This window comes from Mycobacterium fragae (assembly GCF_002102185.1).
Classification (GTDB): Bacteria; Actinomycetota; Actinomycetes; order Mycobacteriales; family Mycobacteriaceae; genus Mycobacterium; species Mycobacterium fragae.
The window spans coordinates 1-22,706 of the sequence record NZ_LQOW01000034.1 but is presented as its reverse complement, the minus strand read 5'-3'; the positions used below and the strand labels follow the sequence as shown (position 1 = coordinate 22,706).

The 22,706-nt window shown below is 60.1% G+C and carries 17 protein-coding genes and 1 pseudogene; 9 read left to right on the top strand and 9 right to left on the bottom strand.

Annotation, left to right across the window (positions count from 1 at the left end; genetic code table 11):
* Positions 1–27: 27 nt before the first annotated feature.
* Entirely contained in the window at positions 28–1,059 is a 1,032-nt protein-coding gene (locus AWC06_RS22345) for a sulfotransferase family protein (RefSeq protein ID WP_372458178.1), read from the bottom strand.
* Positions 1,060–1,288: 229 nt separating this feature from the next.
* Here AWC06_RS22345 and htpG point away from each other — a divergent pair, with 229 nt between their 5' ends.
* Positions 1,289–3,223 carry a molecular chaperone HtpG gene (htpG, locus tag AWC06_RS22340; RefSeq protein ID WP_085200206.1) on the top strand — a complete coding sequence of 645 codons (1,935 nt, stop codon included), beginning with the start codon at positions 1,289–1,291 and terminating at the stop codon, positions 3,221–3,223.
* Between the two features lie 13 nt (positions 3,224–3,236).
* Here htpG and AWC06_RS22335 read toward each other — a convergent pair whose 3' ends face one another.
* From AWC06_RS22335 to AWC06_RS22320, 4 genes are read right to left on the bottom strand one after another with little or no spacing between them, the layout of a single operon-like run.
* Positions 3,237–4,112, bottom strand: coding sequence for a Gfo/Idh/MocA family protein (locus AWC06_RS22335; RefSeq protein WP_085200205.1), 876 nt, complete (start codon positions 4,110–4,112; stop codon positions 3,237–3,239).
* On the bottom strand, positions 4,097–5,176 hold the full coding sequence (locus AWC06_RS22330) for an NAD-dependent epimerase/dehydratase family protein (RefSeq protein ID WP_085200204.1): 1,080 nt from the start codon (positions 5,174–5,176) through the stop codon (positions 4,097–4,099). Before AWC06_RS22330 ends, AWC06_RS22335 begins: the two co-directional genes overlap by 16 nt.
* Positions 5,177–5,192: 16 nt before the next feature.
* Positions 5,193–6,392: a class I SAM-dependent methyltransferase gene (locus AWC06_RS22325; RefSeq protein ID WP_211282015.1), complete on the bottom strand. Its 1,200-nt coding sequence runs from the start codon at positions 6,390–6,392 to the stop codon at positions 5,193–5,195.
* Positions 6,393–6,421: 29 nt separating this feature from the next.
* Entirely contained in the window at positions 6,422–6,775 is a 354-nt protein-coding gene (locus AWC06_RS22320; protein ID WP_085200203.1) for a ferritin family protein, read from the bottom strand.
* Positions 6,776–6,996: 221 nt separating this feature from the next.
* On the opposite strand from AWC06_RS22320, the gene AWC06_RS22315 reads away from it, so the two are divergent.
* Complete coding sequence (locus AWC06_RS22315; RefSeq protein WP_085200202.1) at positions 6,997–8,313, top strand: UDP-glucose dehydrogenase family protein; 1,317 nt, start codon at positions 6,997–6,999, stop codon at positions 8,311–8,313.
* Between the two features lie 126 nt (positions 8,314–8,439).
* Here the strand turns inward: AWC06_RS22315 and AWC06_RS22310 are convergent, their stop codons facing one another.
* Complete coding sequence (locus AWC06_RS22310) at positions 8,440–9,714, bottom strand: glycosyltransferase (RefSeq protein ID WP_085200201.1); 1,275 nt, start codon at positions 9,712–9,714, stop codon at positions 8,440–8,442.
* A gap of 163 nt (positions 9,715–9,877) precedes the next feature.
* Here AWC06_RS22310 and AWC06_RS23915 point away from each other — a divergent pair.
* Positions 9,878–10,169 (top strand): annotated as a pseudogene (locus tag AWC06_RS23915) (metallophosphoesterase family protein); the annotation flags it as partial.
* 278 nt (positions 10,170–10,447) lie between these two features.
* On the opposite strand, the gene AWC06_RS24030 reads toward AWC06_RS23915, so the two are convergent.
* Both AWC06_RS24030 and AWC06_RS22300 read right to left on the bottom strand, forming a co-directional pair.
* On the bottom strand, positions 10,448–10,711 hold the full coding sequence (locus AWC06_RS24030; RefSeq protein WP_169715401.1) for a TylF/MycF/NovP-related O-methyltransferase: 264 nt from the start codon (positions 10,709–10,711) through the stop codon (positions 10,448–10,450).
* Between the two features lie 398 nt (positions 10,712–11,109).
* Positions 11,110–12,690: an MFS transporter gene (locus tag AWC06_RS22300; protein WP_085200199.1), complete on the bottom strand. Its 1,581-nt coding sequence runs from the start codon at positions 12,688–12,690 to the stop codon at positions 11,110–11,112.
* 512 nt (positions 12,691–13,202) lie between these two features.
* On the opposite strand from AWC06_RS22300, the gene AWC06_RS22295 reads away from it, so the two are divergent.
* The 6 genes from AWC06_RS22295 to AWC06_RS23165 all read left to right on the top strand — a co-directional run bounded on the left by AWC06_RS22295 (position 13,203) and on the right by AWC06_RS23165 (position 21,243).
* Positions 13,203–14,132: a sulfotransferase family protein gene (locus tag AWC06_RS22295; RefSeq protein ID WP_227371131.1), complete on the top strand. Its 930-nt coding sequence runs from the start codon at positions 13,203–13,205 to the stop codon at positions 14,130–14,132.
* A 645-nt stretch (positions 14,133–14,777) separates the two neighbouring features.
* Positions 14,778–16,298, top strand: a complete 1,521-nt coding sequence (locus AWC06_RS22290) for an isochorismate synthase (RefSeq protein ID WP_169715400.1) — start codon at positions 14,778–14,780, stop codon at positions 16,296–16,298.
* Positions 16,299–16,321: 23 nt separating this feature from the next.
* Complete coding sequence (locus AWC06_RS22285) at positions 16,322–17,329, top strand: NAD(P)H-dependent glycerol-3-phosphate dehydrogenase (RefSeq protein WP_085200196.1); 1,008 nt, start codon at positions 16,322–16,324, stop codon at positions 17,327–17,329.
* Complete coding sequence (locus tag AWC06_RS22280) at positions 17,316–18,083, top strand: SDR family NAD(P)-dependent oxidoreductase (protein ID WP_169715399.1); 768 nt, start codon at positions 17,316–17,318, stop codon at positions 18,081–18,083. Before AWC06_RS22285 ends, AWC06_RS22280 begins: the two co-directional genes overlap by 14 nt.
* An 84-nt stretch (positions 18,084–18,167) precedes the next feature.
* Positions 18,168–20,099 carry an asparagine synthase (glutamine-hydrolyzing) gene (gene asnB, locus AWC06_RS22275; RefSeq protein WP_085200194.1) on the top strand — a complete coding sequence of 644 codons (1,932 nt, stop codon included), beginning with the start codon at positions 18,168–18,170 and terminating at the stop codon, positions 20,097–20,099.
* Positions 20,100–20,127: 28 nt separating this feature from the next.
* A complete protein-coding gene (locus tag AWC06_RS23165; RefSeq protein ID WP_139820201.1) occupies positions 20,128–21,243 on the top strand; it encodes a phenazine biosynthesis protein in 1,116 nt (371 codons plus the stop codon).
* Positions 21,244–21,395: 152 nt separating this feature from the next.
* Here the strand turns inward: AWC06_RS23165 and AWC06_RS23840 are convergent.
* Positions 21,396–22,706 (bottom strand): thioesterase domain-containing protein (locus tag AWC06_RS23840; protein ID WP_280522679.1); only part of this gene is annotated, 1,311 nt, incomplete at its 5' end.

Sequence of the window (22,706 nt, the reverse complement as noted above, 5' to 3'; positions counted from 1 at the left end):
CGAGACCGTGGAAGCCTGAATCCATGCCTAGGCCCAAGTCCCCTTGCGCCGGTGAGCCATCGCGATGAGCTCGAGGTTCATCTTCATGACAGACGGCCGCATGAGCCGGGCCAGCACACCATTGGAAAGCTTGCGGCAATTCTCGAACGCCACCCGGAAGTCCCGTTCGCTCGCCCGGTACGCTTCGAAAACACGATCCAGCACAGACTCATCCCAGGGTTCGTCCCGCGCGGCCTTTTCCATCACCTCGTAGACGGTGGACATCCAGTCGGCGCCGAAGCGGTCCGGCACCGGGCCGCAGTATCGCTGGCGCCGAAGACCCGGTCTGAGAAATTCGTCGATTGCGTCCTCATCCCGGATGTTCAGATCGACCGCGAGCGCCGTGGAGATCCGCGTTATTTCCCTGCGCCAGTCATCGAGGAGGTTGGCATAGTCCACGAACACGCGCGGCACGCCGCGCGTGTGTCTCTCGGCCAGCAACGTGTATTTCAGCCAGCCAGCACTCGCGAGCTCCGACGAGGTCCGGCGAAGGAACGTCGACAACGACGCGAGAACCTCCTGCGGGTGGCGTACCGCATTCACTGCCGCGACATCGAATCCGGCCTGGTGCGCCGCCTCGAACCACAGCCCGGACAGGACGGTTATCTGCAGGTCTTTGATGACCAGGAGCGGCGCGGCCGGCAGCCTGTTGAGAAACGCCTCGATCTTGGCGATGCAGGCAGCCTTCTCTTTCGCGTCGAACGCCCCTTCCTCCTGCAGGCGCAGCGACGGGTCGAACATGGTACTGCCGTTGCGACGCAGGATTGAGTGGTTGATAAGGAGGGATGCGCGCGGCTCCCAATAGCCACTCAAATTGTGCGAGTCGGCGCCCTTCATCCCGGACGGGAGCGTAGCGCCGCATAGCGAGAGAACCCGCGTGAGCGCCGACGTTCCGGACCGGGTCATGCCCAACACAAACAGAACGACCCGGCGGCCCGCGGATTGGGAGTGCGCGGGATTTTCGAGGAGATCGGCGGTGGCAATGCTCTCGGCGGATTTGGTCAGCCGCGCAAGTTTCATCGCGAATCCAAGCCTCCCAGTCCCCAGTGCGCAGAGGCGACGTCAGTATCGCTAACTCTTCGACTCTACGTGCAGCTCCGATCTCACGGATGAGCTAATGGTCGGCCATCTCACTCTGGATCAACTCGCACTGGGGCAAGTTGCTCCGGGCGCTGGTTGATACCGCGCTGGGTATTATCTTTCCGGGGTATCTGCAAGTTTGAAAGTTCACGTTGTGGGAGGGAATCACGTGACTGCCCAGGTCGAGCAGTTGGAATTTCAGGCGGAGGCACGCCAGCTGTTGGATTTGCTGGTGCACTCGGTCTACTCCAACAAGGATTCGTTTCTGCGGGAGTTGATCTCGAACGCCTCCGATGCACTGGACAAGCTGCGGCTCGAAGCGCTGCGGAACAAGGACCTAGACGTCGACGCCTCCGATCTGCACATCGAGATCGACCGGGACGAGCAGGCGCGCATCCTGACCGTTCGCGACAACGGCATCGGTATGACGCGCGAGGAAGTCGTGGACCTGATCGGCACGCTCGCCAAGTCGGGCACCGCCGAGCTGCGCCAGAAGCTACGCGAGGCCAAGAACGCGGCGGCTTCAGAGGAGCTGATCGGCAAATTCGGCATCGGTTTCTATTCGACCTTCATGGTGGCCGACAAGGTCGAGCTGCTCACCCGAAAGGCCGGCGAGAGCGAGGCCACGCGGTGGGAGTCGAGTGGTGAGGGCACCTACACCATCGAATCCGTCGACGACGCTCCGCAAGGAACGTCGGTGACGCTGCACCTCAAGCCAGAGGACGCCGAGGACGGGCTGCACGACTACACCTCGGAGTGGAAGATCAGGGAGCTGGTCAAGAAGTACTCCGACTTCATCGCCTGGCCCATCCGGATGGAGGTCGAGCGACGCACCCCCGCCGAGCAGGAGGGCGGTGAAGTGCAGGTCACCATCGAAACCCAGACCCTCAACTCGATGAAGGCACTGTGGGCCAGGCCCAAGGACGAGGTCTCCGAGGACGAGTACAAGGAGTTCTACAAGCATATCGCTCACGCCTGGGACGACCCGCTCGAGATCATCGCGATGAAGGGCGAGGGCACTTTCGAGTACCAGGCCCTGCTCTTCATACCGTCGCAGGCGCCGTTCGACTTGTTCAATCGGGACGCGAAGATCGGCGTGCAGCTCTATGTCAAGCGCGTCTTCGTCATGGGCGACTGCGACCAGCTCATGCCGCGGTACCTGCGCTTCGTCAAGGGGGTCGTCGATGCGGAAGACTTGTCGCTCAACGTCTCTCGCGAGATGTTGCAGCAGGATCGCCACATCACGGCGATCCGTCGCCGGTTGACCAAAAAGGTCCTCTCGACGATCAGGGATCTGCAGTCCGAGCGGCCCGAGGACTACCACACGTTGTGGACCCAGTTTGGCAGGGCCCTCAAAGAGGGCCTGATGTCGGACTCGGACAACCAGGACACGTTGCTGCGCATTTCCTCGTTCGCCTCGACACACAGCGAATCCGAGCCCACCACCCTCGCCGAGTACGTCGAGCGCATGAAGGACGGTCAGGAGCAGATCTTCTATGCGACCGGCGAGTCGCGTGAGCAACTTCTGAAGTCGCCGCACCTCGAGGCGTTCAAGGCCAAGGGTTACGAGGTGCTGCTGCTCACCGACCCGGTCGACGAGATCTGGGTGGGATCGGTGCTCGAGTTCGACGGCAAACCGCTGCAGTCGGTAGCCAGGGGCGAGATTGACCTCGAATCCGAGGACGAAAAAAGCGAGGCCGAGCGCGAGGAGCAGGAAAAGGATTTCGCCGATCTGCTGGCATGGCTGAAGGAGACGCTGAGCGATCAGGTCGCGGAAGTACGGTTGTCCAAGCGGCTGACCGAGTCGCCGGCCTGCCTGATAACCCCCACCTTCGGCATGACACCGGCGCTCGCGCGCATGTATCGAGCTTCTGGACAGGCGGTTCCGGTCGGGAAGCGGATTCTCGAACTCAACCCGACGCATCCGCTCGTCACGGGTTTGCAGCAGGCGCACAAGGCGGGAGGCGACGATGCCCAAATGAGCCGACTGGCCGAAACCGCCGAATTGCTCTACGGCGCAGCCCTTCTCGCCGAAGGCGGCGTACCGGAGGACCCGGCAAAGTTCGCCGGACTACTCGCAGACCGTCTGGCTCGCACCGTGTAGGGCACGTAGGTGGTCACGATCGACAGGTGTCATTTGCTACCAACCGAGCAGCATTGCGAGCAGATTCTTCCGCGGCGGCGATCGCCCGCACGATCGCAACTTCGCTTTCAAGCTGGGTCGTATCTAACCGTCCAGCGCGCATCACGTCGATGAAAGCCCGAAGTTCGCGCGTTAGCGGGAGTTCTTCGCTGTAGGCAGGGTACGACGTACCCCGGGAATTGCGCAGCAAAAGCTTTCTCTCCGCGGAATCGTCGAAGTTGAGCGAGTTGTCTTCGCCCACAATTGTCATGCGATGACGCTTCACCGGCGAGATCCAACTGACGTGCGCGGTGAACGGGACGCCAGCAATCACAAATTTGGTGAGTGCCGCGATGAACCGCGACTCTTCGCCGACGCCCCAGGCTTGCGCGAAAACAGGATTTGCGTCGAACAGCGCCTGCACCATGGAGAGACCGTGTGGAAGCCAGTCCCACAACACCGATGAATCGGTTCGTGGATGGTGATTCATTCCCTCCCAGAACACGGCCTGCACGGTTTCAACTTCTGGTAGTAGTTTTTTCGCAGCTTGAAATGCGGGATTGTACAAATGCACGTGCCCCACGACAACCGGTGCGCCAGAACGTAACGCTGCCTCGCGAATGCGGATTGCATCGGCCACCGTGGTAGCCATCGGCTTTTCGATGAATGTCGGCACACCCGCATCGATAAATGGGACTGCGACTTCCGCATGAGTCGCGGAGGGCGTCGCGATCAGAACCCCGGCAGGCCGTTGGCGAAGAACAACATCGAACTTCTTCGACTCGTCAATAAGCTCCACGTCGCGCATCGTGGCCAGCGTGCGGACAATGCGCATGCCCCATTTTCCCCGGCCGATCACAGCGATTCGCATACGTCCTTCCGGTAAGCCTCCTGGTCTTTGGCCCAGGCAATGAACCGTCCAAGTCCCTCTTCAACATCGACCTGCGGTTTATAGTTCAGCTCCTCGCTGGCTTTGGAGAGATCGGGACAGCGTCGCTGGGGCTCCCCCGCTGGGTAGGAGTCGGGGTAGTCGATTTGCTGAAATGTGGTGCCCGGGACGAGCTTTGTGTACATCTCGGCCAGATCAAGCATCGAAATCTCGTTGGCGGCATTGCCAATGTTATATGGTTCGCCCGGGCGGCCCCTCAGGAGCACCTTCAAGAACCCGGTGATCGCGTCCGTCGTGTAGCAAAACGTTCGCGTCTGCTGTCCGTTTCCATGCACCGGAATCGGTTCGCCCGTCAGCGCCTGATAGGTGAACATGGGAACGACGCGGCGATCGTTGTGCTTCATCCCGGGTCCGAACACATTGAACGGCCTGACGATCGTCACCGGCAAGCCGTACTTCTGGTAATAGACCGTCGCGATCGTTTCTGCCAGCCGCTTCGACTCGTCGTAGCAAGCCCGGGGGCCGACGCTCGAAACGTGACCGTGGTACGTCTCGGGAGTGGGCACAAAGCGCGGATCGGGGTCGCCGTAGATTTCGCTCGAGCTGAAGAACAAGAAACCTGCCAGCGACCGGTTCCGGCGACCCAACTCCAGCAGATTCTTGATGCCCGATACAGCGCTTTCGATGGTTTCGAGCGGATACTTCATGTAATAGACCGGCGAAGCCAGACCGGCCGCATGCATGATGTAATGAATGTCTTCGCGCACGGGCAGCGGATAGGTGACGTCGGCCCACACTTCGACAATATTCTCGTCGCGGTCAGAGGTGCTGGGATCGCCCGTTATGAAATTGTCGACCGAGATCACGCGAACGGGTCGTTCCAGAATCGTATCGTTGAGCCGCTTGAATACCCGCAGAAAGTGCTTGCCAAGAAAGCCCGCGCCGCCACTCAACAGTACTGTTTTTCCTGAAAGTAGATGGGCATCATCGCCGATCCCCTGGATGATCGCCTCGGTATCGCGGCGGACAATGAAATGTTCAGGCATGCAAGGGATCCTTCTGTTATTTCAGCTCGGTGGGTGGAATGGGCTTTAAATAGCGGTACGCTCCATCGGTCTTCTTCTTGATGTCGTCGAAGTATTCGTACGCAAAGACTACGAGCACATCGCGCTCATGTTCATCCAGGTAGCTCTTAGGAACAATCGGAATGTGAGTGCCTGGTGTGAACTTGTTCTGCTTCAAAGGACTGTCATCGACGGTAAACGGAATTTCGCTGGGTCCGATCCGACCATAATTACATATCGTCGCCACGCGTGCCGGCGAACCATAACCGGCAACTCGCAAACCGGCTTGCTGGTATTCGGCCAGCCGATCTTTGAACGCGGATATTTGAACATCGACATTGCGCCCAAACTCGCGCAACGTTTCCAGCGTCAAATCCTTTTCCTCGCGTCCGAGGAGTCGGCGCGCGGCATCGGAGTGGGAGGGCTGCCGGCCCGCTCGTTGCACGAGCACCTGCAATGAACCGCCGTGCGGCGCAATCTCGTGCACGTCAGCGATGAACATGCCGTGCGCGGCGAGCAACTTCGCGAGCGACGTGAGCGAGTAGTAGAAAATTCGGTCCAAATAAAAACGCTCGAACTGCGTCGTTGCCAGAATAGCCCCGATATATTCAACCTCGACGATGAACGTGCCGTCGTCCGTCAGCAGTCGCTTCACGGCCTCAATAAATCCACTCGGATTCTCAAGATGGGTGAAGACGCTGCTGGCGACGATAACATCCGCTCGTCCATAGGATTCTTCGATCTTCTCGGCCGCCTGAATGTCGAAAAAGGTCGTCAGCGTCTCAAAACCCTGATCGTTGGCAATCTTTGATACGTTGATCGAAGGCTCGACACCGAGCGCTTTGACACCCAACTTCAGGAGCGGCTTGAGGAGAATCCCGTCGTTGGAGCCGACATCGACGACAAAATGCGCCGACGCCAGTTGCTGGGCAAGGTCCTCGAAATGCCTTACCAGTCCGCGATTCACCGAGGATAGATAGTAGTAATCTTCGAACATCCTCTCCCGCGAGATGATCGTGCCGAGTTGGACGTTCTTGCACGTCGGACAGAAGAATACCTGCAACGGAAAAAAATCTTCTGCAGCAAATTCAGCTTGCGTAGGATATTTGTTCGCGAGCGGTTGTTGTCCGAGGTTGAGGAATTCAATGGCGGAGGGTTCGCCGCACAATCGACATTCCATCATCGGCGGTTCGCGCATAATAAGCTCCCGTTTGCCTCGTGTGCGGATCAATCCCACTGCGATGCGCCGGCCGATTGGTATTCGGTGACATGGCAACCGGGATTGGTCACGGGCTTGAAGAGTGCCAACACCGCGTTGTTGCCCGTCAGGCCTTCGCCGTCAGAAAGAGGATCGCTCCGCCAGGTGTCGATAACCCTTGCCCATCGGCACTTCGCTGGGCATCGATGGTTCGGGCAACCGTTGAGGTACTGCTCCCAGGCCGAGTGGTACTGAGGGAGCATGAGCTGGTTGACATCGACGGTGCGGCAGTTGATGAGCCGCTTGTCTTCGAGGTGAATGCGCGTTGCGGAAGCCTGATCGATGCCGTTGGTGCTCGTCCGTTGAACGATGATCGTCTCCATGACAAGGTAGTAAGGATAGTACGTTACCGGCAGGCTTCGCGGTCACTGTCTAGATTTCAGGCCGGACGCCCGACGCGGATTTCGGTCGATGCGCTGCGAGCTTTCATCTAGCGCGGTTCGATGTTCCAGCGATTCATTTACGAAGGCTACTTGGGAATCGCGCACAAACCTCGCGCTTGCGGGAATATGGGCTGCGATCGATAGGAAATGGAGAGGCCAGCTTGAAAATTTCGGTAATCGGATCCGGTTACGTCGGCCTCGTCACGGCCGCCTGCCTCGCGGACAGTGGCAACGACGTCGTGTGCGTCGATATCGACCAGGCCAAGGTAGACCGGCTACTCGCGGGAGAAGTCCCGATCTACGAGCCCCGCTTGGCTGAGCTGATCGAAGGGAACCGCGAGAACGGGCTCATCGACTTCACGACAGACAGACGGCGCGGAGTCGAGCACGGAGACGTGATCTTCATCGCCGTCCCAACGCCCATGGGCAAGAGCGGCGCAGCCGACCTCACCCACGTCTACTCCGCGGCCGATGACATCGGGTCGCATATGGACCGCTACAAGGTCATCGTCAACAAGTCGACCGTCCCCGTCGGCACTGCCGACGAAGTTCGAGCGATCATCCGCAAGAAGACCAAGCACGAGTTCGACGTCGTGTCCAACCCCGAATTCCTGAAGCAGGGCAAAGCGATCGCCGACTTCATGCAGCCCGACCGCGTGGTGATCGGCAGCGACTCGAAGCGCGCCCTCGATATCATGCGAGAGCTCTACGAGCCGTTCCTGCGCACCTTCCATCCCCTAATCGTCATAGACATCAAGAGTGCCGAGATGGCGAAATATGCGGCGAACTCCTTCCTCGCGACCAAGATTTCCTTTATCAACGAGATCTCGAACTTGTGCGAGAAGACCGGTGCCGATATCTCGGCGGTACGGGAGGCCATTGGGGCCGATAGGCGCATTGGCTATGAATTCCTGTTCCCCGGGATAGGCTATGGCGGCTCCTGCTTGCCGAAAGACGTTCAGGCCCTACTACATACCGCCGACGGCCTGGGGTCGGACATGCGTCTGCTGCGCGCGGTCGAGCAAGTCAATAGCGAGCAGAAGGCCGCCCTCGTATCCAAGATCGTCACTCGTTTCGGGCACGAGTCGCCCACGAAGAATCTGCAAGGCCTGCGCATCGCGCTCTGGGGCCTCAGCTTCAAGCCACGAACCGCCGACGTGCGCGAAGCCCCCTCCCTGGTCATCGCGAAAAGGCTGGTCGAGTTCGGGGCGCTAGTGCGGGCCTTTGATCCCGAAGGAACCGAGCAGGCGAAAAAGGCGCTCGGGAATTCGATCGAGTACGCCGGCAACATGTACGACGCCGTCGAGGGCGCCGACGCGCTGCTCCTCCTCACGGAGTGGAAACAGTTTCAGCGGCCGTCTTGGCAGCGCGTCAAGTCGGCCATGCGAGGCCACGTGGTGTTCGATGGCCGAAACATCTACGATCCTGAGCGCCTGCGGGCCGAGGGTTTCGAGTACTACGGCATGGGCCGGAATTAAGGAAAAGAGATGATAGCCCTCGTCGCGGGCGCTGCCGGGTTCCTGGGACCCACCTTTGCGACCGTCTTCGCGGCGACGGAATCGAGGTTCTCGGGCTCCACAACTTCTATACCAGCCGCAAGAACATCAGGCACCTTTAGGGCTTGAGCGGGCGAAATCCTCCAGGAGATCGACGGTGGCCGCAACGCTTTCGGCGGGTCTGGTCATCTGGGTGGCGAGCTCTCGGGCTCGGGTGACATATTGCGAGGCGAGGATGGTGCGCAGGTCCGCGACCAGCGATTCTCGCGTAGTGCTCGAAAAGCGCCGTGCGCTGCCGACTTTCAGTCGTTTGACCGCAGCTCCCCAGAGCGGCTGATCACCCCACATCCAGAGGATCAGCGTGGGGACTCCGGCGCGCAAGCCAGCGGCCGTGGTGCCCGAGCCACCGTGGTGCACGACCGCGCGGCAGACGGGAAAGATGGCGGCGTGGTTCACCGCGCCGACAACCTTGACGTGGTCGAAATGGGGGACGTCGCTGAAGTCACTCCAACCGGCGCAAACCAACGCCCGCTCACCCAACTGCGCGCAGGCCTCGCCGACCATGGCGAGTGTGTCGGCCGGAGATTCGACCGGCATGCTGCCAAACCCGAAGTAAATCGGCGGTGTTCCCGCCGCAATCCACGACAAGACCTCCTCATCGGCATCCGTCGGCAACTCCAGCGTCAGCGCACCAACAAAGGGCCGTTGGCCATCCCATTTCGCCCATTCGGCTGCCAACCCGGGAAAGCACACCTCGTCGTAGGTCTGGATTTCGAGCGATCCGCGCTCGGTGATCCGCCGCGGCGAGGGGCGTTTTGCCTTCGGCAGGCCCAGTTCACGACGGTGCGCATCCTCGACCTTCTTCTCCGCGCGCCAAGACCGCCACTCGCCCACCGTCATTGCGAAGCGGGCCAGCGGCGCCGGCAGGAACGGAACGAGTTGGCCGTTGACCCGCGTTGTCGGGTTGTAGTGATACGTGGCGAACGGAATGTCGTAATACTCCGCGACGTCGGCAGCGGGCTGCTCGCCAATCACGCCAGTGAACAGCAGGTCGGCGCCGTCCGCCAGCGATTTCAGCGTCGTGATGATTTCCCCGCGGCAGTCCGTAATAAGTTCCCGAAATTCGCGCCACAACCTCCTCAGATCCTGGACCCTCCAGGGGTTCTGGAATAAACACGTCGCGAAGTTGCGGTGCGCATCCAGGATGGCGTGCGTATCCAGAGCGGAAGCGACCGCCGCAAGCCCAGCCGACTCGGCGAACCCAACCAGGTCAGGCGGGACTGCAAGGCGCACGTCGTGCCCGCGGCGCAGCAACTCACGGCCGACAGCGGCACACGGCTCGATATCGCCACGCGTTCCATAGCCTGCCAGCACAAATTTCATCGCGGATCCTTGCCCCTCACTTCCCGTGCGCGTTCCGCGAAATGAAAGCGGAAGCCTCGCGCCCCCAGCTCAGCCGCCACGTAGCGTAGCCCAATACCCAACGCTACCGACCTGAATCCAGAAGTTTTGGGCAGGCACTCGTATGCCATTGTCTCGACGGCGTATGGCTGACAAAGGCGAATCGGAGGCATATTGAAAGCTTCGCAGCGTGGTTGAACCAGTTGAGCTATTTGCCGCGGAGCTGAACGCTCAACTCGCCTAGGTGATGGGCAACCACGACAATCGGGCTGCATCGCACAGGTACTTGCTCGGCGAAGCGCCGTCGATGGCACCGCTCGGCCGCCGCGTGATCGACGGGCTACGCCTTATCTCACCTTGGACACCTCGGTACCGGATTTCATCACGGCGACATAAGCGCGTCCCAATTAGACTGGCTCGCTGAGCAACTGGCCACGCTAGATCTCGGCTACCACTGGCCAGACGACTCGTCAAAATCCAAGCGCTGACGCGCTACGGCACGTGAGCTTGCGGGTAACTGCCCGCACACCGACTGTCAGTCGTTGTCAGCGCGGCGCGGAACCGCTCGGCGAGCTCCACATGCAGCACATCCACCAGACCATAGGTGTTGCGCCTAGCCCATGCAGCCGTTAGGCCTATATCGGGCAACAGTTTCGAGATAGACATAGCCAGCGTACCGGCCTATGTCAACGATCTTCGCGGATAGCTCAAGCACTTAGTCATCAATGCAAAACCCCGGGACAGTTGCGCGTCGGGCGCCTGTATCGTCGATTCGGAGAAGTCTCCCATCAAGTCTCAACGTCGCGATGCGATCAATCGGGGCACCGTGCGGCGCGTCTTTGAACCAGCCTGCAAAAGCGGACCTGGTCATCGAGCAGCCGTAGGGCTGGAAATTCGCCCTGACTTTCTTGCAGCCTATGGCGATGAAACGCGATGTGTGGCTCGCCGATTCGTTCGCGGGCGTGCCACGTCGGGCCACTGCAAACCCCGCGCATCGGATGCAACCTCAGCGTCACATCCCAAGTCCCGGTGAGCCATCGCGACGACCTCGCGGATGAGCTTCTTGACGGACGGCCACACGAGCCGGGGAGGGCACGCCGAATGGCCGGCCGCGCCGGTTCATCGAGATGTGCGGAGAACAGCCGGTGCTCGATCTTGTTCCAATTGGATGTTCAGGCAGCAAGTAGCAGCCCGTGATGTCGAGGCCAGGTCTCGTCGGCAAGGTGGGCAAGCTTCGAAATGGCAGCTGCACGGGACGACGAAGTCGGTCCCTCACCCACCGAGACCGGGCGCAGCGGGTCGCGACCCCACAAGCATAGTGGCGATAGTCAGCGCGGCGGAGCCGGTAGGTTTGCGGCCGGGGACATTAGCGACGAGTTAGAGTTTCTCGGCCGCGATGGCTTTCTGGGCTTCTTGTGCGTGCGCCACCTGCTGCGCGGTATAGCCGATGAGCAGCGCCACCCCGCCGAGCAGGATCACCACGCCGGCCAGCCACATCAGACCGTAGATGTAGCCCTGGTCCAGCGCATGCAACTGGGCGGCGTTCATGAACTTCACCGGCCCGTTGGTGCCGCCCAGGTGCACCGTCCGCGACATGATGATTGCCTGGATGATGGACAGCACCACCGGTCCGCCGAGGCCCTGCAGCATCACTGCGATCGCTGAAACGGGCCCGATCCGATCCACGCCGACGCTGGCGATCACCGACAGACTAAGCGGGACGTTGATCATGCCGATACCGATACCGCCGACGACGATGGGCAGCACTAGGTGCGGGAAGTAGGGGATGCTGTGGTTGAGCGTCGTGCCATACAACACGCCGCCCAACAGCAGGATGCTGCCAATGAGCACCAACACCCGCGGCGGGAACCACATCGCCAGGCGAGACGATGCACCCAGCCCGATGGCCGTCGCGATGGTGAACGGGATAAAGCCGATGCCCGCGCGCAGCGCGCTGTAGCCCATGATGTCTTGCACATACACGGCGACTAGCAGGACGAGGGTTGTCATCGCTCCACCGGCAAGAAGCATGGCCGCGAACGTGGCCAGCCGGTTGCGGTCGAAGAATAAATTGAACGGCACGACGGGGTTCTCCGCCGTGCGCTCCACCACGGCGAACGCTAGCAAAGCGGCCAGGGCCACTACACCTGAACCGATCGTGGTGGCGGACAGCCAGCCCATCTCCGGGCCCGTCGAGAAGCCGAAAACCACCGCGCTGCAGACCAACATGGCCAGCACAGCCCCAGCGATGTCTAGCTTCATCCGCTCCTTCTGCGTTTCCTGCAGCGTAGTACGGGTCAGGTAGAGAACCAGCAGCCCGATCGGCACGCTCACCGAGAACGTCAGCCGCCAGGACACCTCGGTAAGTACCCCGCCCACCACTAGGCCCATCACCGAGCCGGTACCCCCCATCGTCCCGATCACGGCCGCCGCGGCGTTGCGTAAAGGCCCTTTCGGGAACGTTGTCGCCAAGAGCGCCATAGACGTCGGTGCGACAATCGCGGCGCCCGCGCCCTTCAGCAGCCGAGCCGCAACGAGGGTGCCCTGGTCCCAGGCGATGCCGCACATGGCTGAGGCGATGGTGAACAGTGCGACCCCGATGATGAAGGCGCGCTTGCGGCCGATAGTGTCACCGAGGCGACCGCCCAGCGGCATCAGCGAGAAGCATGTCAGCATGGTGGCGAATATCACCCAGCTCCGCCCGGCGGCCGACAAGCCCAGCTCGTTCTGGATCTTAGGAACCGCGACGACCGTGAAGGTGAAGTCCATCGCCACCATCAGTTGCATGCCGCCGAGCGCGACTATCCCGGCGATGAACCAGCGAGGCGGAGGCCAAGTGGGTAAGTACCTTCTGGGCGGGGGCAGCGTTGTCGGCTCGATGGGAATTGGGGTCGCTCGTTCCTCGCTCTCGGTCGTCCAGTGATGCACTGCCCGACCTCCATCGTTGAGAGCCCCCATAGCGGGCTACCCTAAAGCAAACGTGCGCTGCGCGACCGTGGTTCTGTAAATTCGCCGAAAGGGAGCGTCACTATTCAGTTGCCGTCGACAGCAAGCGGATCCGCACATTTGTAGACAATGTTCGATGCCGACCTTGACGAGTGCACGCGTATCGGTAGCCGCGGGCGGCCCGGCGCGGCAACAGCGCGGATCAGCGAGCCGCTGGCGAACTGGGCAGCGTTGCGGAGCTCAGTCCTGCCTGTGCTAGAAAATTATGCGACATATAGCAATTCACAGCGACTACCGCCGTGTCAGCGTCTAATCTGGGCCGCCATGAGCCGAAAGCGATCCACTACCGCGAAGCGCACCGTAGGATCTTGTTCCTTCCGCCAGGCGGCAGCGCGGATCAATCAACTCGATGCCGCTATACGCACCGAGAACTCGCGGTTTGATACCGCGGAATCAAACGTGGAGTTCGGTTCGTGACGACGACCGCTGCCGCGCAGAGTGGGGCAGCTGCCCGCCGGGTTGTTTTGTTCGTGTTGGGCACAGCCCGGTCCGGAACGGCGGCGCTCACGCGGGTTCTCTCTCTGTGCGGTGGTGCACTCCCGCCCGGGATGTTGGGCGCCATGCGGGGTAATCCGCGTGGCTTTTGGGAGCCGCGCGCAGTCAACAACCTCAACGACGCAATCTTGTACCGCAACGGCAGCACCGCGATCGACCCGTCCCTGCGCTTGTATGAGGAAGGTGTATTCAACGCCGAAGAGAAGGCCGCCTGCACCGCCGAGATCGGGGCGTTTCTCAATACGGTGCCGGCCGCGCCGCTCGTGGTCATCAAGGACCCGAGGATCACATTGCTGTCCGACGTGTGGTTCGAGGCGGCGCGTCTGGCCGAATTCGACGTCGTACCCGTGCTTTCGGTGCGTCATCCGGAAGAGGTCATCGCCTCGATAGGAAAACACATGGGGGCCTCGCCGGAGCTCGCGAATGCCTTGTGGCTGAAATACACTCTGCTCGCCGAGAGACATACACGCGGCTTGCCGCGCGTGTTCGTCGAGTACGCCAACCTCCTCGATGACTGGCGTCGGGAAATAAAGCGGATTTCGGCGGTGCTCCCGATCGATCTCAACACCGAGGATGACGGCGCGATCGAGGAGTTTCTCGAACAAGATCTACGGAATCAGCGATACTGCGGCCCCGTAAGGGAGCCCTTCGGCATGGGCTGGAATTCCGCAGTCTACGACGCGATGCGCTCGGCCGCGCGGGACGACCGCTGGGATCAATCTGTTCTGGATTGCGTTTTCGAGGAGTACCGGGCTAGCGAACGTGCTTTCCGGACTGCGTTCGAGGATTCCCGCGAACACGTCAACAGCATGAGCTTCATGTTCTTCCGACCGTCCCTGCTGAAGCTGACCCGCGGAGTCGCCGCGATGGCTCACCGCCGCCGCGGGACGTGGGCCTAGACCGCCCGGCCGGGCGCCGAACAATTTGGAACACGCGCTGCCCGAGATTCAGCCGCGATCAATTAAAACCGCGGAGCTTTCTCGCCACGATTTCACTCGGGGGACTTGCATATACATATAAGTGCCGAATTCAGAACCGCATCGCGGAAAGCCCGACCTGTTCATGGGGAGTGGGACAAACGGGCCGATGCCATCGATGAAATCGCTGTAGCCGTGAATGATGCCTTCACCAACGGCGCCTGTGCCTCACGAATGATGTATTCCATTCGGCTTCAATGGATACTTCGCAGATGCGGCGGAGCGAGTTTGACCAATGGCCCCTAACGACGCGGTTTCGCCCGTGCAGAGCTCTTACCCGGACGTCCATCCGCCCGGCGGGGCTGTATCCCGGGTCTGCGTCAACCTGCCGGCGGCGGCGAGTTGATATCGAGTCGCAGGCTTTCTGGATACCTCCGCACAAACCACCCGACTGGCTAGCCTCGGCGGCGTCACCGGCCCGAAATATCTTGGCGCATGCGACAAGCGATCGCGACCTTTGCGCAGGTCTCCGCAGCTTTTCGCGACGATTGCAGGCAGCGGGCGATGCGCAGAGAGAATACGCTCATCTTTCCTACATCGACGGGATCGCTGTGGTGTAATTCTCGCATGCCTATGGACGATGTCACCGCTGATGTACTCAATGTGGCTGCCCCGGATCGAGCGACCGCCGGCATACGACCTGATCATCACAGTCGCACTGGGAACATTTCTGCGGTCTGCCGGCCATCGTGGCTTGACCAGCGCTACGCGCTCCGTGAATTTATCGAGAGTGCATTGCTTGACAGCGTAAACCCCTCGCAAATTACGCAGGTAACGGTACCCGCACCCTCGATTCCTGTTACGAGCTTCCTTAACGTGATGCCGCGTCCGTTTGGCTTCGCGTGGAACAATCCTCCCTCGGGTATGGACTGCGCAGGCGGTGGTGTGACGCACTACATCGCCGTAAGCGGAGCGGACCGCCTCAAGCAGCTTCGAGAGCAATCGGAGGCTCTATGGAAAAGAGTCCGGGTGGTCCAACATCCGGACGCCTGCGATTACTCGCCGCGTCTATTTGGTGGCTTGGCGTTTGCTGCCGAAGAAGATCACCGCGGACCCTGGGCCGAGTTCGGCGATGGTGCGTTTACCTTACCGCGTTGGACATACGGCCGCCGCGGCGGCCGCTGTATTCTCACACTTGCTATCTGCCCGGATCACGAAAATCCGAATTGGCTTGACAGAGTTCTTGCCGAATTCGATGAGATTTTCGATGTCGCCGAGCGTAGCCGATCGTTTAACCGTTTGCCGCCCGACAAAGTGTTTGCCGTTAGCGAAACCGATATCCACCAGATGCCGATAAAGCAGTGGAAAGCACACCTCTCGAAAATTCGCGCGGCCATCGGCAGTGGCGAGTTCTTCAAGATCGTCGCCGCCCGTCGTTGCGACATTAACTTGCCCCGCCCGGTCAGCGATATCGACGTTCTCAATCGCCTAATGATGGAGAAGAACTGCACCCACTTCGCATTTCGCCGGGCTGAGTCTACCTTTGTCGGTGCCTCACCCGAGTCACTCTTCGTTAAGTCGGGCTCAATGCTGACAACGCAAGCTTTGGCTGGTACATGTTCTCGCTGGTCCCCTGGGGGAACACACGCAGCTCGGTCCGCACAACTGCTTGCCAGTTCGAAAGACCGCGCAGAACATGAGTTTGTAGTGAAAGCGATCCGTGATGCCCTCGCTCCATTGTGTAGTGGGGTAAAAGTGGCCGCTGACCCCGAAGTGTTGATCTTGCGGAACATTCTGCATATCAACACACCATTTGAAGCAACTGTGCGGCCTACGGCCCATGTCGCGGATCTACTTGATGCACTGCATCCGACGCCCGCAGTCGGCGGCGTGCCCGGTCATGCGGCGCAGGAGTGGATCGTGAAGCACGAATTCGGCAACCGCGGCTGGTACAGCGGCCCAGTAGGCTGGCTCGATATGCGCGGCGATGCTGAGTTCCGAGTTGCAATCCGCTGCGGTGTGCTAAACGGCAGTCGCGCATATGTGTTCACCGGTGCTGGTGTCGTCAGCGATTCCGACGATATAGCCGAATACCTCGAAACTGGTCTGAAGCAGCAGCCGATGCTGCGCGCTCTTCAGATTCTGTAAATGCCGCGCATGGGTAGGTCCCTGTGAATCGCGTCGCGATCCTGGGCGACGGTTCTATGGGCATCGCACTCGCGGAAACAGTTGCGCGTGGCGATCGTCCATGCATCCTGTGGTGTCGCACGGCTGATGCGGCGTCCGAAATTTCAAACGGTCGCTCGCACCCGAAACATTTCGCGAATCGTCAACTCTCTCAACGTCTTGTCGCCACGCACGTGCTCGAGGAAGCACTGCGGGGAGCTTCTCTTGTGATTGTGGCGGTCCCCTCCGGTGAATTTCGGCATACTTGCACAATTCTCAAACAAGCTGTATCCCAGCCACCACCAACTCTTTCCGCTACGAAAGGGATTGAGCTTGCTGGCCTAAAACGAATGTCGGAGGTTCTCACCGAAGAACTGAAAACGGAGGCTGTCGGCACGATTTCCGGACCCAACATAACTCCCGATATCATGGACGGGCAACTGACCGCCATCGTCATAGCGTCCAACCACCCAGACGTCGTAAAGCTAGGTGCAGTGGCGCTGCACCGCCCGCGTCTGAAGGTCTATGCCAGCGATGATCTCGTCGGTGTCGAGTTCGCCGGCGTCTTCAAGAACACCATCGCTGTCGCAATGGGCATCGCATCAGGACTGGACTGGCCCTCGAACGCCCGCTCGTTTCTCCTCACACGCGGACTTGCCGAAATCACCGCGCTGGGAATCGCTCTGGGCGCTCGCGACGATACGTTCTATGGGTTGGCAGGCATAGGCGATCTCTTTCTCACTTCCACGAGCCCGCACTCGCTGAACTACCGTCTTGGCATCGAGCTCGGCCGCGACGGTGCGCTCAGCGAAATCGTTGCCCGCATGCCAGAGGTGCCTGAAGGAATTAACTCCGTCCGCGGATGTTGCGCTATCGCCGAGAAAGTCGGGTTGGCAATGCCGCTCGCGAACACAACGCTGAATATCTTGGAGGGCAGAGCCTCGGCGAAAACGCTGGAACAAGCTCTCGTGAGCCCCGATGCTTACGGAGTTGACGCAGATGCGTTTTGCTGACCGTGTCGCTGTCATTACGGGCGCGGCCAACGGGATCGGTAGGGCGACGGCGGTACTGCTCGCTAGGGAAGGCGCCGAGGTGGTGGCAGTAGACATCGAGCCGCAGAGCCTGTGCGAGCTCGAGTCGAGCATCCGCGCGGATGGCGGCTCATGTACTGCCTTCGCGGCGGACGTACTCGATGCAGAGGCCGTCGAGCACCTTGCCGATTTCGTCGTGGGAGAATTTCGGCGAGCCGATATTCTCGTCAACAGTGTCGGCGGCAGCACGGTAATCCCCAACAGTGGGGTCAGCTTGGATAGCATGACGCTCGATGAGTGGGAGCGTGTGCTGTCGGTGAACCTTCGGGGCACATTCCTTTGCTGCCACGCGATGGTCCCCCACATGAAGCGTCAGGGCTCAGGCAGGATAGTCAACCTTTCGTCAATCGTTGCGCGAGGCATGAGCCCCCGAACCAACGCGGCGTACACATCGTGCAAGGCCGCGATTACCGCGCTGACCCGGAAGCTTGCCATAGAACTCGGCCCGTTCGGTATAACCTGCAATGCCACCGCACCCGGTGTGACCGTAACAAAGCGAATGAGAGAACGGCTGTTGGATTCGCGGTCCGAGTCTGAGGTCCAGTCAATGGTCGAAGCAATTCCCTTGCGGCGGTTCGCAACTCCTGAGGACCAAGCTAAGGTGATCGCGTTCCTGGCATCTGACGATGCCGCATTTGTTTCAGGGCAAACCATAGAGGTAACCGGTGGCGAGTAGCTGGCGAGCCGGATCGGCTCGCGGAGCGGACAAGACCTCGCAACACGATGCAATACGGCTCTGCATGATTAAGGAGAGTCTCAGATGTGCGGCATAGTCGCCTGCATGGCGCTCAACCCGACCGCAACGGTGCCCAGCCTCGACGTTGGTGCGGCGACACTGACCCACCGCGGCCCCGAGGGTCAGAAGGCCTGGACATCCCCTTGCGGTCGCGTCACGCTCGCGCATACCAGGCTGAGCATCATCGACCTGATCACCGGCGACCAACCCATTCCGAACGAGGATCGGTCCGTGTGGGCGGTGGTGAACGGCGAATTTTACGGCTATCAAGCCATCCGTAACGATCTTGAGCTCGTCGGCCACAAGTTCAAGACCAAATCCGACAGCGAAATCCTACTGCACCTGTACGAGGATCGGGGCACGTCGGCGGTTCACTGGCTCAACGGCGAATACGCATTCGTCCTTTGGGATCACAACAACCGTGAGCTCGTCGCCTGTCGCGACCGGTTTGGCATCAAGCCGCTCTGCTATGCGATTTTCGACGGTAAGCTATTTGTCGCTTCTGAAGCAAAGGCGCTCTTCGCACTCGGCGTTCCGGCCGATCTGGATAGCGAGTCCGTTTATCAATATCTTCACGTATCTCAGGACCCGGACCGCACATTCTTCTCGCACGTTCGGCAGATTCCTCCCGGCCATTATCTTCTTGTTCGAAACGGGACTATCCGTCTGATTTCCTATTGGGATCATGACCTAGACTCCATTGCCGAGCCGCTCGATGAAAACGCAGTTGTCAAAGAGTTCGAATCACGTCTATCGGAGGCCGTGCGGCTTCGACTAATTGCCGACGTGCCGGTGGGCGTGTACCTCAGCGGCGGAATTGATTCATCCGCTACCTACGCGCTTGCATGCCAGCACACTTCCCGCCCACCGCACGCCTTTACCGTCTGTTTTGATGATACGGAGTACAACGAGGAAACCGATGCCACCGCATTGGCGAAGCACTTCGGCGGGGATATTGATCTGGTCCGTCTGAACCGCGACAACATTGCAGACTATTTCCGCACCGCCATCTGGCACGCGGAAATGCCCTCGCACAACGGCCACATCGTCGCCAAATACCTGCTCAGCCGGCGGGTACGCGAGCGGAACATGAAAGTCGTGCTCAGCGGGCAGGGCGCTGACGAAGTACTCGCCGGCTACGCGCACTTCATCAGTGATTTTCACAATCTGCGGAGTACGCCGGATGGGCGCAGTCTGGCCGAAGTGAGTTCAGTTCACGCGACATCCCGCGGACTTCATCTCCCGGTGGGCGAAATGGCCGACATCAGTGCCATTCAGCGCACGTTTGGATTCGTGCCGACCTGGCTTTCCGCGCGGGCCGCCACGGCAACGCGACTCAGGTCGCTGTGTGCCCCAGCGTTTATGGCACAGTTCGACACGTATGACCCCTATCGGATCTTTTTGAATAATTTCCCACTCGTGAAGCCGAACATGCGTGCAGATCTGCGCTATAGTTCCTATCTTTGGAATAAGTCGATCTTTCTTCACTATATGCTCGGAGCCTTCGACGACAAGATGGACATGGCCAATTCCGTCGAAGCACGCAATCCATACCTCGATCCCTCGGTGGCACCGTATGCGTTTGGGCTGCCGGATGACCTGAAAATCCGCGATGTGAAATCCAAGTACGTGCTGCGCGAAGCCGTCAAGCGGCTCGTTCCGGCAGGGAACTACGGGAACCTCAAGCGTCCATTCTTCGCGCCGCCGCTTGGCGGTTCGAATCCTGGCCGCTTTACTGAGCTGCTCCAGGACACGCTGCGCGGCTCTGAGGCAAAAGCGTGCGAGTACCTCGATTCGGAAGCCCTTCGTCGCACCCTCGACAAGGTCCCCCAGATGACCGCGGAAGAGCTGACGCTTTGGAGTCCAGTGTTGACGATCGCATTGAGCCTTACATTCTTGAGCAGTTTCAGCGCTGTCGACTATTCATGCACCGGCAGTAGTCTATGCCCGACATGATTTTTTGCGTTCCTCAAGCGAGTATTTTATGAACACATTTCATCGGGAATATTCGGGTAATTTAGACGAGCACGTACGGAATGTTGTAGAATGGCATTTTTCTCCGGAGACCGGATCGGAGTTCTGGCTTGAGCTTTCAAAGTCGCTGCCATTCGATCCGCTGAGGGACATACGGACATTCGACGATCTCAGCCGTTTCCCCGTCGTCGTGCCGCTCTGGCGTACGACCCCGACAGCAAAGCTCGTCCCAAGAGGCATTCCAGGGCACTATTCTGTTTTTGAAACCGGCGGCACAACAGGGGCGCCGACGCGCGTCGCAGCAGGGCCGGAAAAGTTCGAGAACGTCGAGCGCGTAAGCGAGTTACTCGACGAGCACAGTTTTCCGGGATCAAATCGTAGCGAGCGTGTATGCGGGGATGTTGAATACAAACAATCGTGGCTTTACGTCGGCGCAAGTGGTCCGCACGGTGTTGGCAGGGTCGTCCCTCGCCTGGCGCAGATTCGAGGCTTCCTATGTCACATGGTCGATATGGACCCACGCTGGCTGCGGAAAATGGAAAAAGTGGGCAGAAAAGACGACATCGAAGCATATGTTTCCCACGTTTTGCAGCAGGCAAAATGGGTTCTCGAGGGAGACGAAATAGCCGGGCTCATCACAATTCCCCCGCTGCTCCGCGCCATGATCCGCGACCAGGAGATGCGTGACCTGGTCCGCAGGTCGGTGAGGGGGATTATCTGGTCAGCAACCCCAGTCGTCGACGAAGAGTTGAGGCGCTGGGAAGAGGTCGACTTCCCCGAGGCTCGAATCGTTGGGTGGTACGGGAATGCCCTGATGGGCATCGGTGTTCAGCGGCCGCGCGCGGCCTCAGACGAATATCGATGTAGCTTCAGCATGCCCTCCAGCCATCGCGACGGCTGTCCCATGGCCTATCTGAAAACTGTATCGCTTGATGACCCACATCGCGGCGTCGAGTACGGCCAGGAAGGGCAGGTAAGAATCTCCGTATTAAGGTACGAGACGTTTATCCCTCATCACCTTGAGCGCGACCGAGCAATTCGAATTCCCCCCGGTGGTGGAGACGGGTGGGATGGCGTGACTCGCGTCACCGCGCTTGCCGGCGGCGGATCGGGGTCGGCGTTTTGACGCGGCGGGTTGCTAATGAGACCGCAGATTTTGCCCGGGGTCGCCACCATTGGCCTCGGCCATCAGGTGAGTCCGCGGAGCTTACGTCAGCAGCGTCCTGATGAGCAGAGCCGCTTTCTTTCTGGCTGGTTCAAGGCACGCTGCACACTTTTTTAGGTGTGTATTGAATGTGTGAGTTGTTGTGCGTATTTGTTGAGTGATTGGGTGGTCATCATTTCGGTGTGTGGGCAGTTGACTTGGTGGTGGGTGATGTCGCCGGCGACGTAGGGTTGCCAATATTGTGGACCGGATGAATCGTATTCGTTTTCTGTTTGTGTGGTGGTGAAGATGACCATGTCGCCGTCGAATACGTCGGGTTCGTGGTCGCGCAGGTATCGCTGGTTGGCGTGGCCGCTGTGGACCATGAAGTCGAAGAGTTGTTTGGGTGGCAGGACGACTTCTTTTGGTTGGTGTTGAATTAACTGTTGGACTTGCTGATAGGTGAGGGGTCCGGGCTGGTCGGGGATGGGGATGCCGCTGGCTTGCAGTACCTGGGTGAGGAGGAGGTTTTCGATTCGGCTGGTGCTGTGATTCGGGTCTAAGGGCTGGTTTTTTACCGCGCCGGTGGGGGGGTCCAGCAGGATGAGACGCTGGACTGCGTATCCGCGTCGGCGAAGTTCCACGGCGAGTTCGTGGGCTACGGGCCCGCCGAACGACCAGCCGAGGATCTTGTAGGGGCCGTCGGGGTAGACGGCTTGGAGCCGGTCGGCATAGCTTGCCGCCATGTCACGTATCGATCCGAATTCGGGTTCGCCCTTTTGCGGGGTTTCGTTAATTCCGATGATCGGGCAATCCACATAATCCCGCAGGGCCAGATATGCATAGCTCAGCCCGGTGCCGTCATGAATACAACACAGCGGAGCGCCTGGACCGTGCTGGAAGACCTCCATGGGGACCACTTCCATCGCGCTGTCGTCTTTGCCCAACTGTTGGCTGAGGCTTCTCACCGAGGGTGCGTAGAACAAGGTGCGCACCGCAAGGTGGGTATTCAGCGATTTGTTGACCGCGGCGATCAGGCGCATCGCCAAAATGCTGTCCCCGCCCAGCTCGAAAAACGAGTCTTCGACCCCGACCCGCGTCAGCCCCAGCACCTGGGCGTAGATACCGGCCAACACCTCCTCGACCGCGTTGGCCGGGGCCCGATACCGATCGGTGTGGTTGTATTCGGGTGCCGGCAAGCTCCGCTCGTCGAGCTTGCCGTTCACCGTCAACGGCACCGCGTCGATGACCACCACCGCGGCGGGCACCATGTAAGCCGGAAGCCGCTGCCCCAACGCGGCGCGGATCTGAGCCGGGTCCACCGCCGCGGGCGCCGACTCGGTGACATAGCCCACCAGGCGTTTATCGCCGGGACGGTCCTCACGAGCAACCACCACCGCCTGCTGCACCCCCTCGCAGCCGGCCAACGCCGCACGCACCTCACC

Bases quoted from the DNA above. Each gene is read 5' to 3' on its own strand.
- AWC06_RS23165 (WP_139820201.1), top strand. From the start codon at position 20,128: ATGAACACATTTCATCGGGAATATTCGGGTAATTTAGACGAGCACGTA.
- AWC06_RS22320 (WP_085200203.1), bottom strand. From the start codon at position 6,775: ATGGAGACGATCATCGTTCAACGGACGAGCACCAACGGCATCGATCAG.
- asnB (WP_085200194.1), top strand. From the start codon at position 18,168: ATGTGCGGCATAGTCGCCTGCATGGCGCTCAACCCGACCGCAACGGTG.
- AWC06_RS22300 (WP_085200199.1), bottom strand. From the start codon at position 12,690: ATGGGGGCTCTCAACGATGGAGGTCGGGCAGTGCATCACTGGACGACC.
- AWC06_RS22335 (WP_085200205.1), bottom strand. From the start codon at position 4,112: ATGCGAATCGCTGTGATCGGCCGGGGAAAATGGGGCATGCGCATTGTC.
- AWC06_RS22330 (WP_085200204.1), bottom strand. From the start codon at position 5,176: ATGCCTGAACATTTCATTGTCCGCCGCGATACCGAGGCGATCATCCAG.
- AWC06_RS22325 (WP_211282015.1), bottom strand. From the start codon at position 6,392: ATGCGCGAACCGCCGATGATGGAATGTCGATTGTGCGGCGAACCCTCC.
- AWC06_RS22345 (WP_372458178.1), bottom strand. From the start codon at position 1,059: ATGAAACTTGCGCGGCTGACCAAATCCGCCGAGAGCATTGCCACCGCC.
- AWC06_RS22280 (WP_169715399.1), top strand. From the start codon at position 17,316: ATGCGTTTTGCTGACCGTGTCGCTGTCATTACGGGCGCGGCCAACGGG.
- AWC06_RS22310 (WP_085200201.1), bottom strand. From the start codon at position 9,714: ATGAAATTTGTGCTGGCAGGCTATGGAACGCGTGGCGATATCGAGCCG.
- AWC06_RS22290 (WP_169715400.1), top strand. From the start codon at position 14,778: ATGCCTATGGACGATGTCACCGCTGATGTACTCAATGTGGCTGCCCCG.